The organism is Jannaschia maritima, assembly GCF_030973515.1.
In the GTDB taxonomy this organism is placed as follows: Bacteria; Pseudomonadota; Alphaproteobacteria; order Rhodobacterales; family Rhodobacteraceae; genus Jannaschia; species Jannaschia maritima.
Genome location: NZ_JARGZA010000003.1, coordinates 1 through 11,965, shown reverse-complemented (window position 1 = coordinate 11,965; position 11,965 = coordinate 1). Strand labels below are relative to the sequence as shown.

Below are 11,965 nucleotides of genomic sequence, written 5' to 3'. Positions count from 1 at the left end.
TCAAGCCGCGCCGCCGGTCAGTTGCGGGCGACGACGATGCAGGGCTGTCCTTGCGCCATCAGCGCGGTGCACAGACGCCGGGCGGCATCGCCATCGGACAGACCGGCAGCGCGCAGACGCCAGAACACCGCGTCGCCGGACGTCGCACGTTGCACGACCCGTGCCGTTCCATGCAGGTAATCGCCATACCGCCCCTGGATGCGCGTCCATTCGCCCCGCGCCACGTCCTCCGAGTCGAACGCGCCCAACTGAACCATGCGGCTGTCGGCGGGCAGCGTCGCGGGGTCCACGTCGCGGGTGTGGGACGCGGCCGCGACGCGAACGGGGCGTGCCGGACGGCGTTCGGGGCGGACGGATGTCGGCAGGGTCGCCGTCACCGGCGTCGCATCCGTCTGCGGGGTCAGCCCGGCCTCCGCCAGGGCCGCGGCGACGGCGTCGTCGATATCCTCCGGCAGGATCGCGGAGGGACCGGCTTCCACGGCCTCCGACAGGACCAGGCCAGGCGTGGCGGTCGATCCGCCCAGGGCTGCCACGCGATCGTTGACCGGGGCCTTCGGCACGATGGCCGCCGCCTTGGCCGCTTCGGCCTCGGCTGCTTCCGCCTGCGCGAGGCGTTCACCCAGCGTGGGGGCATCGATCGTGGCGACCGTCGGCGCCAAGCGGATGGCGTCCGGCGCCGGCGCGGCGGCCCCGCCCGCGGTGATGTCGGCGAGGGCGAGGCCCTGGAACGGCGCGGCCTGCCCGCCGGGATCCTCCGGCGCGATGCGCATCGGACCCTCCATGGCGCGGATGATGGGGACGGCGCTGACGTCTCGCATCGTCAGATCGACGGCCCACCAAGCCGCACCGGCCATCAGCCCCACGGAGGTCAACGCCCCGAGCCAGTTCGTCCAGCCGAAGCCGCGCAGGGCATCGCCCATGCGCGCCCCGTCCTCGGCCCCGTAGTCCGAGCCGAAATAGTCCATGTCCGCCAAATGCCTGCCCTCCGCGCCCCCGTTCGCGGGGGGCGATTCGTCGTCACTGCCCAGAGCGGTCGCCCGCTCGCCCGATCGGACCGGCATCGCCCCTTGAGGGGTCTGTCACCGCATTTCGGTGGCCGGTTCGACCCCGAGTATGGACAGGCCCGACCCGATGACAACGCCGGTCGCGCGGGCCAGCGCGATTTTCCCCTGGGATGTGGCAGGATCGCCCTCCTGCACGAAGCGCAGGGTCGCGTCGTCGTGTCCACGGTTCCACAAGCCGTGGAACGAGGCTGCTAGATCGTAGAGGTAGAAGGCCACCCTGTGCGGTTCGTGCGCGCGGGCCGCGATCTCGACCAGCCGCGGCCATTCGGCCAGCCGCGCCAGGAGGGCCAGTTCGGCCTCGTGCGTCAGGACGGACGGGTCCGCGGCCCGCAGCGCGGTGTCGGACACGTCGATGCCCGCCTCGTTCGCGCGGCGCAGCACGGAATGGATCCGGGCGCTGGCGTACTGGACGTAGAAGACCGGATTGTCCTTCGACTGCTCCAGCACCGCGTCGACGTCGAAGTCGAGCGGCGCGTCGTTCTTTCGCGTCAGCATGACGAACCGCGTGACGTCCGGCCCGACCATGTCCACCACGTCGGCCAGCGTGACGAAGGTGCCGGCGCGCTTGGACATCTTCAGCTCCGCGCCGCCCCGCTTCAGCTTGACCAGCTGCGTCAGCTTCACGTCCAAGGGGACGCGTCCGTCCGACAGGGCCGAGACGGCGGCCTTCATCCGCTTGACGTATCCGCCGTGATCCGCGCCGAACACGTCGATCAGCGCGTCGAAGCCACGCGTGATCTTGTCGTAGTGATACGCGATGTCGGGCGCGAAGTACGTCCAGCCGCCGTCGGACTTCTGGATCGGGCGGTCGACGTCGTCGCCATGCGCCGTGGAACGGAACAGCGTCTGCTCCCGAGGTTCCCAATCCTCGGGCAGCTTGCCCTTCGGGGGCTCCAGCGTGCCGCGATAGATCAGGCCCTTGCCCTTCAGATCGTCCAGCGCCGCCTCGATCCGACCCGTACCGTAGAGCGACCTTTCCGAATAGAACACGTCCATCGCCACGCCGATGCGGGCCAGGTCCTGGCGGATCAGATCCATCATCGCGTCGATGGCGAAGTCCCGCACGCGGGACAGCCACACGTCTTCCGGCCGGTCCACGAAGGCGTCGCCGAATTGGTGCTTCAGGGCCTGTCCGACCGGTACGAGATAGTCGCCCGGATAGGTCCCGTCCTCGGGCGCGAAGCTTCGTCCGTGCGCTTCGAGGTAGCGCAGATAGACGGACCGCGCGAGGACGTCGACCTGCGCGCCACCGTCGTTGATATAGTATTCCCGCGTCACGTCGTGGCCCGCGAAGGATAGCAGCGATGCCAGTGCGTCCCCGAACACGGCGCCCCTGGCGTGTCCCGCATGAAGGGGGCCCGTCGGGTTCGCGGACACGTATTCCACGTTGATCCTCGTCCCGCCGCCGAGATCCGACCGACCGAAATCGTTGCCCGCATCGAGGACGGCGCCGACGAGCCCGCGCCAGGCGTCCGCGGTCAGTCGCAGGTTCAGAAAGCCGGGGCCCGCGACCTCCGCGGTCTCGATCCGGGCGTCTCGGACCAGGATCGCGGCCAGCGGCCCCGCGATGTCACGCGGCTTCCGTTCGGCCGGCTTGGCCAGCACCATCGCGGCGTTCGTCGCCATGTCTCCGTGGGCCATGTCCCGGGGCGGTTCGACGGCGACGTTCGACAGATCCAGGTCGCCGGGCAGGTCGCCGTCGCGCTGCATCGCGCCCAGGGCGTCGATCACGAGGGCGCGAATGTCGGCGAACAGGTTCATGGGACCACTCCTAGGGACAGCCCGCACCCCTTACCGAAAGGGTCGCCGACGAAAAAGGGGCGCCCGCAGGCGCCCCGATCCGTTCCGACCATGCGGTCCCGTCGTTCAGCAGGAATAGTACATCTGGTACTCGACCGGGTGGGGCGTGTGCTCGAAGGCGTAAACCTCGTCCCACTTCAGCGCCATGTAGCCCTCGATCTGGTCGCGGGTGAACACATCGCCCGCCAGAAGGAACTCATGGTCCTTCTCCAACTCGTCCAACGCCTCGCGCAGGCTGGCGCAGACCGTGGGGATGCCGGCCAGTTCCTCGGGCGGCAGGTCGTACAGGTCCTTGTCCGACGGCTGGCCCGGGTCGATCTTCTTCGTGATCCCGTCGAGGCCGGCCATCAGCAGGGCCGAGAAGCACAGATAGGGGTTCGCAGAAGGATCGGGGAAGCGGGCCTCCACGCGCTTGGCCTTGGGCGATTCGGTCCATGGGATGCGGACGCAGCCCGACCGGTTCCGCGCGGAATAGGCCCGCAGCACCGGCGCCTCGAAGCCCGGGATCAGGCGCTTGTAGCTGTTGGTCGACGGGTTGGTGAACGCGTTCAGGGCCTTCGCATGGGTCAGGATGCCACCGATGAACCACAGCGCCTCCTGCGACAGGTCGGCGTACTGGTCGCCCGCGAAGAGCGGCTTGCCGTCCTTCCAGATCGACATGTTGCAGTGCATCCCCGTGCCGTTGTCGCCCGCGATGGGCTTCGGCATGAACGTGGCCGACTTGCCGTAGGCATGCGCCACGTTGTGGATGACGTACTTGTACTTCTGCAGCTCGTCGGCCTGCTTGGTCAGGCTGTCGAAGATCAGGCCCAGCTCGTGCTGGCACGACGCGACCTCGTGGTGATGCTTGTCGACCTTCATGCCGATCCGCTTCATCGTGGACAGCATCTCGGAGCGCAGGTCCTGGGCGGCATCGGTGGGGTTCACGGGGAAGTAGCCGCCCTTGATCCCGGGCCTGTGGCCCATGTTGCCCATCTCGTACTCGGCATCCGAGTTCCAAGCCGCGTCGGCCGCGTCCACCTCGTAGGACACCTTCTGCATCGTGTTCGAGAACCGGACGTTGTCGAACAGGAAGAACTCGGCCTCCGGCCCGAAGAACGCCTGATCGCCGATGCCCGACGACTTCAGATACGCCTCCGCCTTCTCGGCGGTCCCGCGGGGGTCGCGGTCATAGGCCTCGCCCGTGTCCGGTTCCACGACGGAGCAGTGCACGCACAGCGTCTTCTCGGCATAGAACGGATCGATATAGGCCGATTCGGTGTCTGGCATCAGCTTCATGTCCGACGCCTCGATGCCTTTCCAGCCGGCGATCGAGGATCCGTCGAACATGAACCCCTCGTCCAGGAAGTCGGCATCCACCTGATCGGCCATCACCGTCACGTGCTGCAGCTTGCCGCGCGGGTCGGTGAATCGGATGTCGACGTACTCGACCTCCTCGTCCTTGATCGTCTTGAGAACGCTGTCCTTGCTCATGGCAAATTTCCCTGTTGCGTTTCGTGGAATGGGGGGCCGATCAGATCGCGTCCTCGCCGGTCTCGCCGGTTCGGATGCGGATGGCCTGATCGACGGGGCTGACGAAGATCTTGCCGTCGCCGATCTTCTCGGTGCGGGCGACGGCGACGATGGCGTCGATGGCCCCGTCGACCTGGTCGTCGGACAGGACCACCTCCACCTTCACCTTCGGAAGGAAGTCGACCACGTACTCGGCGCCGCGATACAGTTCGGTATGACCCTTCTGCCGACCGAAGCCCTTCACCTCGGTCACGGACAGGCCCTGGATGCCGATCTCCTGCAGCGCTTCCTTCACCTCGTCCAACTTGAACGGCTTGATGATGGCCTCGATCTTCTTCATGCCCCGCCTCCCCGGTCTCGGGGCGGCTACACCATGCTGAGGGATGGACCTCAATCGCGCGACGGGGTGTCCGTCGGTCCCGGATCGGCCGCACGACGCATGATGTCGTCGAATTGGGCAGGTTGCACATAAAAGGGGCAAACCGTGCGCGGGCCTTCGAACGGCACTTTCCGCATGCCGGTGATCTTGCTATCGCCCCGCCCGTGCGGGTGTGGCGGAACTGGTAGACGCACCAGATTTAGGTTCTGGCGCCGCGAGGCGTGGGGGTTCGAGTCCCTTCACCCGCACCACGTCCGTCCGCCCGTGGACCCCCGGCGCGAACGCGGGTCCGGGGCCGCCGATGGGGAGGGGCCCGATGCGGGGACGCTTGCTCGAATTGTTCCGCGCCGGCGTCGCGCGGGCGGAACCCGGGGTCGCCGTGGCGGCGGCGCTCGACGACCTGGACCGCCCCGACCTGGTGCTGGCGCTGGGCAAGGCGGCGGTCGGCATGGTCGGGCCCGTCCTGGAACGCCACCCCGGCATCCGCGCCATCGTCGTCACCAACCCGGAGAACGCGGTTCCCGTCCCCGGCGCGACCGTGATCGCGGGCGGCCATCCCGTTCCGGACGGGGGATCGGCGCGTGCGGGGGTGGCGCTGCTGGATGCCGCCGAACGGCTGGGGGAAGGGGAACGGTGCCTCGTCCTCGTGTCCGGCGGGGGGTCCGCGCTGGCCGTGGCCCCGGTGGACGGCGTGACGGTCGCAGACAAGGCCGACCTGTCCCGGCACCTGCTGGCGGCGGGCCTCGACATCGCCGCGATGAACCGCGTCAGGCAATCCGTGTCCCGGCTGAAGGGGGGTGGCCTCGCGCGCGCCGCGGCGCCCGCGCGGGTCACGTCGCTGATCCTGTCCGACGTCGTGGGCGACGACCCCGCCACCATCGCTTCCGGCCCGACGGTCGCGCCGAACGGAACGTTGGCGGACGCGCGCGCGATCCTGCGGCGGGCGGGATTGTGGGACGACGTTCCACCGGGCGTCCGCGCGGCCCTTTCGGCGCCCGAACCGCCCCCGCCGGCGCGGGGTGACTGGCGGCTGGTGGGATCCAACGCCCTGTCCGTCGCCGCCATGGCCCGCGCCGCGCCGGAGGCCGTGGCCCATCCCGATCCCCTGACCGGCGACGTGGCCGAAGCCGCCGCCCGGATCGCCGCCGCCGCCCGGCGCGGGCCCGGCCTTCACCTATGGGGGGGCGAGACGACGGTGGTCGTGACGGGCCGGGGGACCGGCGGGCGCAACCAGGAACTGGCCCTGCGCGTCGCGATGCGTTTGGAGGACCTCGATCGCCCCTGGACGTTCCTTTCGGGCGGAACCGACGGGCGGGACGGGCCCACGGACGCGGCGGGCGGGCTGGTGGATCACGGCACGGTGGCACGCGCCCGGGCCGCGGGGATGGACGTCGCCGCCCGGTTGGCCGAGAACGACAGCCACCCGGTCCTGGACGCGGCGGGCGACTTGCTGCGGATCGGGGCGACGGGAACGAACGTGGCCGACCTGCAGATTCTGTGGGTCGGCTGAGGGAAGGGGGAACGCATGGGCGTGTTGGGATGGATAGGCCTCGGGGCCGCCGCGCTGGTCGTGGCGGGCGCGCTGGCCGTTCGGATCGTGCCGATGGACCCGGCGGAATGGCACGCGGACCCGTCGTCGGGTCCCCGGTCCGGACAGCCCAACGACTTCCTCGTGGGGCCGGGCGGCGACCTGCCGGTTCAGATCCTGGACGCCCCGGTGGCGGCCGTCATGGAAGCCGTGGACGCGGTCGCCGCCGAGCAGCCCCGCACCTTCCGCCTGGCGGGGGACCCGTCGGACGGTCACGTCACCTACGTGCAGCGGAGCCGGGTAATGGGGTTTCCCGATGCCGTGTCCGTCAAGGCCGACGCGACCGACGGCGGCACGGCGCTCACGATCTGGAGCCGGTCGCGGTACGGCCGTTCGGATCTGGGCATGAACGCCGCACGGGTGTCGGATTGGCTGGGCCGCATCCGCGCCGCGCTGGACGGATAGACGCCCGGTCGTCGGATCGCGACGGGGTGGGGCGGACGGCTCGCCCTTGACCATCCGGGGGGGCGATGGCACCGCGTCCGCCATGATCCCGCAGGACCGGTTGGAACAGATCGTCGCCCGCTTCGAGTATCTCGAAGCGCGCATGAACGCGGGTCCGTCCGGCGCGGAGATCGCGGACCTGACGCGGGAATACTCGGACCTCCGACCCGTCGTGGACCAGATCCGCGAATGGCAGGCGCTGACCGTCCGTCAGACCGAATCCGAAGCCCTGCTGGACGACCCGGAGATGCGAGACCTCGCGCGCGCGGACCTCGAGGACCTGGCCCCCCGGATCGACGCGGCGCAGGCCGCGCTGCGCGTGGCGCTGCTGCCCCGCGACGCCGCCGACGCCCGCCCCGCCATATTGGAGATCCGCCCCGGCACGGGGGGCGAGGAAGCCGCCCTCTTCGCGGCCGATCTGGAATCCATGTACCGCGGCTATGCCGATGCGCGCGGCTGGACCGTGGACGTGGTGGAGCGGGCCGAAAGCGACCTGGGCGGCATCCGCGAGCTGGTGATGCGCATCGCGGGCGAGAACGTCTTCGCCCGGCTGAAGTTCGAATCCGGCGTCCACCGCGTCCAGCGGGTCCCCGCGACCGAAAGCGGGGGCCGGATCCACACCTCCGCCGCGACCGTCGCCGTCCTGCCCGAAGCGCAGGAGGTCGACGTCGCCATCGCGGACGCGGACATCCGGATCGACACGATGCGCGCCTCCGGTGCGGGGGGGCAGCACGTGAACACGACCGATTCCGCGGTCCGCATCACGCACGTCCCCACGGGCATCGTCGTCACGTCGTCCGAGAAGTCTCAGCACAGGAACCGGGAGATCGCGATGCAGGTCCTGCGCGCCCGCCTGTTCGAGGCGGAGCGCGCGCGCGCCGACGCCGAGCGCGCGTCCGACAGGCGTGCGCAGGTGGGCAGCGGCGATCGGTCCGAACGCATCCGCACCTACAACTTCCCGCAAGGTCGCCTGACCGACCATCGGATCAACCTGACCCTCTATGCGCTGGACAAGGTGATGGCGGGCGATCTGGACGCCATCGTCGACGCGCTGACGGCGGACGCGCAGGCGCGGATGCTGGCGGACCTGGACGGGTGATCGTCCGCACGGCGCTGGCGGACGCCACCGCACGGCTGGCCGCCGCCGGCGTGGCCGACCCGGCCCGCGACGCCCGCCGTCTGCTGGACCATCACGCCGGTCGCCTGTTTCCGGACGATGCGGTGCCGGACCCGGACGGCTTCGCCGCCCTGGTGCGGGCACGGGGGGAGCGGCGTCCGATCGCCCAGATCGTGGGTCGTCGCGCGTTCTGGCGACACGACTTCGCCGTGACCCCCGACGTGCTGGATCCCCGCCCGGAAACGGAAGCCCTGGTCGCCGCCGCCCTGGACCGCCCCTGGACCACCGTCCTGGACTTGGGCACCGGTTCGGGCTGCATCCTGTGTTCGCTGCTGGCGGAACGGGACGGGACGGAGGGGACGGGGATCGACCTGTCGACGGACGCCCTGGCCGTCGCGCGGCGCAACGCGGCTGCGCTGGACGTGGCCGGACGTGCGACCTTCGCGCGCTCGGACTGGTTCGACCGCGTCACCGGGCGGTTCGACCTGATCGTCTCGAACCCCCCCTACGTCGCGCGGGACGAGATGCGGGACCTCGCGCCCGAATTGTTCCACGAGCCCCGGATCGCGCTGACGGACGAAGGCGACGGGCTGTCGGCCTATCGCGTCCTTTCGGCCCGCGCGCCCGCGCACCTGACCCCCGGCGGTCGCCTGATGGTCGAGGTGGGCGCTTCGCAAGGTCGGATCGTGGCGGATCTGTTCGACCGTGGCGGATTGACCGGGATCGCGATCCACCCGGACCTGGACGGCCGGGATCGCGTCGTCGAAGGCCGGGCCGCGGCGACCCCCTAGGGCGATTTATCGCCGATCGGATCCGTTTTTGCGCTTGTCACCCCCGCCGGTCCCCCCCATACAGTCCGGGTCAGGATGTGGCGTGCGGCGATCGCGTGCCCCCTTGGACGCCGCAACCGTGGAACCTGACCGATCCTGCCGCACGCAGTCGCGCATGACGGTCGAACGCCAGTCTTCGAAAGACCATCCATGAGAAGCCAGAAGTCCCGTTCGCGGAACAAGAACCGCAACCGCCCGTCCGGCGGCAACGTCGTCAATCGGGTGTTCGACAGTTCGGGGCCCGAAGGGAAGGTGCGGGGCACGCCGCAGCAGGTGATCGACAAGTACAACCAGCTCGCTCGCGACGCGCAGTTGGCCGGGGACCGGGTCGCCGTCGAGAACTTCCAGCAGCATGCCGAACACTACACCCGCATGCTGGCCCAGGCCCAGAAGGAGATGGACGCCAAGCGCGAACAGCAGGGTGGCCAGCAGGGGGGCGGGAACCAGCAGGGGGGCGGTCCGAACCAACAGCAGGGCGGCCAGCAAGGTCAGCAGGGCGGCCAACCGCAGAACGGCCAAGGGGGCGGCGGTCAGGATGACGCCGGCAACGGCGGCGGTGGCGGCAATGGCGGCGGCAACGACGGCAGCGGTCGCAACCGCGGCCGGGGCGACCGCAACCGGGACCGGGGCGACCGCGACGACCGCCGGTCGGGCTCCGACGACGTGATCGACGCGCCCGGCGATGCCGGCCTGGTCGAGACGCCGGAAGCGCAGGCCGACGCGACGCCAGAAGCCGACGCCCCCGCCGCGGGGGAGGAGGCTCCGAAGCCGAAGCGCCGCACCCGTCGAAAGGCCCCCAAGGCCGACGAGGGCGCGCCTGCCACCGACAACACGTCCCCCGAAGACGCCTGACGGGGCCTTCTGCCGGGGCGCGTCCCCGTCGCGATGCCCGCCTCGCCGTCCCGCGTGCCGTTCGCGATCCCAGGTCGCGGATGTAGGGCAGCCGTGATGGCGCGACCCCGCGATCCGACCGACCGTATCCGCACTTCGATCGGACCGTGACGCCGAAGTCCCGAGCGCGCCGCCGCCCGCGGCTCGCCGGGCGTTCCGGACCCGACACGAAGCACCGATGCCGGGACCGCCTCGCCAGGGTCCGCAGGTCGTCCCCGTCAAGTCCGTCACTCGGATCGCCGGGTACTCACCTCGACCGAATCACCGAAACGTCGGACGCAGGGCAGACGCGGCGCAGACGGAATGCAGACATCGGGTCCGGCGGTCCGGAACCGTGCCATCGCCCTTGCGGCTCGGGACCGACGCTCGCGAGGGACCCTTGCGATGCAGGCAACCGGCCCCCGCTTGCTCCACGTCCCGCTCCCGGTCACACTGTTCCCACGACCGCCCTTGCGAAGCGGCACGGACGGGAAAAGCGTCGCTGCAGTGCAGCATGACCGCCGCGCCTCGACCCTGGCCGGACGGGGTCTCGCCTACTCGGCCGCGCGCAGCGGCGGTACGGGTCGGGCCTGGTCCTTCGGTGCCTCGCTAGCCAGGACGGCCGGCTCGAAGTCGTCCTCCTCCGCCCAAAGGAGGGTCGGCGCGCGGACGCGCCGGGCCTGCCGCCGGATGGCCCAGTCCTCCGCCGCCCGGCTGGCCCGACCCAGGCCTATGCGCTGCAGGGTGCGCGTCCCTGCGTTCCAGTACGTCGTGAACCACACGCGCGCGGCCAGCATGGAAGGGGTGAAGAGCAGCGTCAGGATCGTCGCGACCCCCAGGCCCCAGACCACCGCCGTCGCCAGTTGGATCCACCACAGCGCCGTGGGCGAGCCGATCGAATAGCCCCCGCGGAGGAAGTCGACCGACACCCCGAACATCATCGGGGTCAGGCCCGCCATCGTCGTCAGCGTCGTCAGCAGCACCGGACGGATCCGGTCCTCCGCCGTGCGCACGATCGCCTCCAGCCGGGGCATGTAGCGGCTGTATTCCTGATACGTGTCGATCAGCACGATGTTGTTGTTCACCACGATCCCGGCCAGGGCGACGATGCCGGTGCCCGTCATGATGATGCTGAAGGTCTGGCCCATCACCAGCATCCCGATCAGCACGCCCGTCGTCGACAGCACCACCGCCAGCAGCACCAGGATCGAGTTATAGACGCTGTTGAACTGCGCCAGCAGGATGATGAACATCAGCCCCAGCGCCCCCGCGAAGGCCTGCATCAGGAACGCCCCGCTCTCGGCCTGCTCCTCCTGATCGCCGGTCCATTCGTAGCTGACGGACGGGGGTAGCACGTCGCCCCCATCCAGGATCTCCGTCAGGACGGCGATGCGCTCGTTCGGAGTGACGGGCACGGCGTTCAGGTCCGTGCCCTCCGCGTCCGCCGCCGGGACCAGACCCACTGCGGCGCCGTCCGCGTCGACCAGCTTCACGAGATCGGCGGCGGCATCCGCCTTCACGTCGAAGAACCGTTCGCCGTCGATCCGGTCGATCTGAGCCAGACGCGGGACGGGCTGGCGCGAAATGAAGTTGGCCAGGGGCACCAAACCATCGGCGGTGCGGACCTTCAGGCTGTCCAGCGTGGACAGGACGCGGTCGTCCTCCGGCAGGCGGACGCGGATCTCGATCTCCTCGTCCGACGAATCGACGCGCATCGTGTCCAGGAAGATGCCCCGAGTGACCAACTGTACCATCGCGCCGACCGTCGCCACGTCGGCGCCGAAGCGTCCCGCCTTCTCGACGTCGACGTCGATCTCCCAGTCGATGCCAGGCAAGGGCAGCGTATCCTCGACGTCGATCACGCCGGGCGTCCGGGCGAACAGCGCGGCGGCGTCGGTGGCCGCCCGTTGCAGGTCGGTCCAGTCGTCCCCGCGCAGGCGCAGGTGGATGGGCTTTCCCTGGGCCGGGCCGCGATCCTGGGCGGACAGGTCGACCTTGATGCCAGGCATCTCGCGCAGCCGCGTCAGCAGGTCCTCCGCGATCTCATCGCCGTCGAAGGCGGGATCCACGCGCGTGGTGCTGATCGTGCCGATCAGGGGCAGGTCGAACCAAGGGACCTGCACGGTCGGGCGATCCTCCCACGGAATCATCTCGATCTGGATCTGACCGATCGTGTCGCGCGGCCCGCCCCCGCCGCCCGGCCCGCCGGTGGACAGGCCCCCGTCGCCCGCGAAGGCGAAGGCGGACTGGATGCCGGGCGTTTCCAGAACGATGCGCTCCGCGCGGGTCAGCAGGTCGTCCTTCTCCTGCAAGGACAGGTTGCCGCGGGCGCGCACGAACACGTTCGCGGCCTCGAGCTCC

The 11,965-nt window shown here is 70.2% G+C and carries 10 protein-coding genes and 1 tRNA gene; 6 read left to right on the top strand and 5 right to left on the bottom strand.

Annotation, left to right across the window (positions count from 1 at the left end; translation table 11 throughout):
- Positions 1-17: 17 nt before the first annotated feature.
- The 4 genes from P0084_RS02965 to P0084_RS02950 all read right to left on the bottom strand — a co-directional run bounded on the left by P0084_RS02965 (position 18) and on the right by P0084_RS02950 (position 4,716).
- On the bottom strand, positions 18-965 hold the full coding sequence (locus tag P0084_RS02965) for an SPOR domain-containing protein (RefSeq protein ID WP_308915558.1): 948 nt from the start codon (positions 963-965) through the stop codon (positions 18-20).
- Between the two features lie 114 nt (positions 966-1,079).
- Positions 1,080-2,825, bottom strand: a complete 1,746-nt coding sequence (gene argS, locus P0084_RS02960; protein ID WP_308915317.1) for an arginine--tRNA ligase — start codon at positions 2,823-2,825, stop codon at positions 1,080-1,082.
- 105 nt (positions 2,826-2,930) lie between these two features.
- Positions 2,931-4,337, bottom strand: a complete 1,407-nt coding sequence (gene glnA, locus P0084_RS02955; protein WP_308915316.1) for a type I glutamate--ammonia ligase — start codon at positions 4,335-4,337, stop codon at positions 2,931-2,933.
- Positions 4,338-4,377: 40 nt separating this feature from the next.
- Positions 4,378-4,716, bottom strand: coding sequence for a P-II family nitrogen regulator (locus P0084_RS02950; protein ID WP_308915315.1), 339 nt, complete (start codon positions 4,714-4,716; stop codon positions 4,378-4,380).
- A 205-nt stretch (positions 4,717-4,921) separates the two neighbouring features.
- On the opposite strand from P0084_RS02950, the gene P0084_RS02945 reads away from it, so the two are divergent.
- From P0084_RS02945 to P0084_RS02920, 6 genes are all read left to right on the top strand, one after another.
- Positions 4,922-5,006, top strand: a tRNA-Leu gene (locus P0084_RS02945).
- A 65-nt stretch (positions 5,007-5,071) separates the two neighbouring features.
- The gene (locus P0084_RS02940) at positions 5,072-6,265 is read left to right on the top strand and encodes a glycerate kinase type-2 family protein (protein WP_308915314.1); all 1,194 of its coding nucleotides are present in this window, start codon (positions 5,072-5,074) and stop codon (positions 6,263-6,265) included.
- Between the two features lie 15 nt (positions 6,266-6,280).
- Entirely contained in the window at positions 6,281-6,748 is a 468-nt protein-coding gene (locus tag P0084_RS02935) for a DUF1499 domain-containing protein (RefSeq protein WP_308915313.1), read from the top strand.
- Between the two features lie 82 nt (positions 6,749-6,830).
- Positions 6,831-7,886, top strand: a complete 1,056-nt coding sequence (gene prfA / locus P0084_RS02930; RefSeq protein ID WP_308915312.1) for a peptide chain release factor 1 — start codon at positions 6,831-6,833, stop codon at positions 7,884-7,886.
- Positions 7,883-8,695, top strand: a complete 813-nt coding sequence (gene prmC, locus P0084_RS02925; protein ID WP_308915311.1) for a peptide chain release factor N(5)-glutamine methyltransferase — start codon at positions 7,883-7,885, stop codon at positions 8,693-8,695. The genes prfA and prmC overlap by 4 nt, the downstream gene beginning before the upstream one ends.
- A gap of 189 nt (positions 8,696-8,884) precedes the next feature.
- A complete protein-coding gene (locus P0084_RS02920; RefSeq protein WP_308915310.1) occupies positions 8,885-9,586 on the top strand; it encodes a DUF4167 domain-containing protein in 702 nt (233 codons plus the stop codon).
- Positions 9,587-10,158: 572 nt separating this feature from the next.
- Here P0084_RS02920 and P0084_RS02915 read toward each other — a convergent pair.
- Positions 10,159-11,965: efflux RND transporter permease subunit (locus tag P0084_RS02915; protein ID WP_308915309.1), on the bottom strand; the 1,807-nt coding region annotated here is incomplete at its 5' end.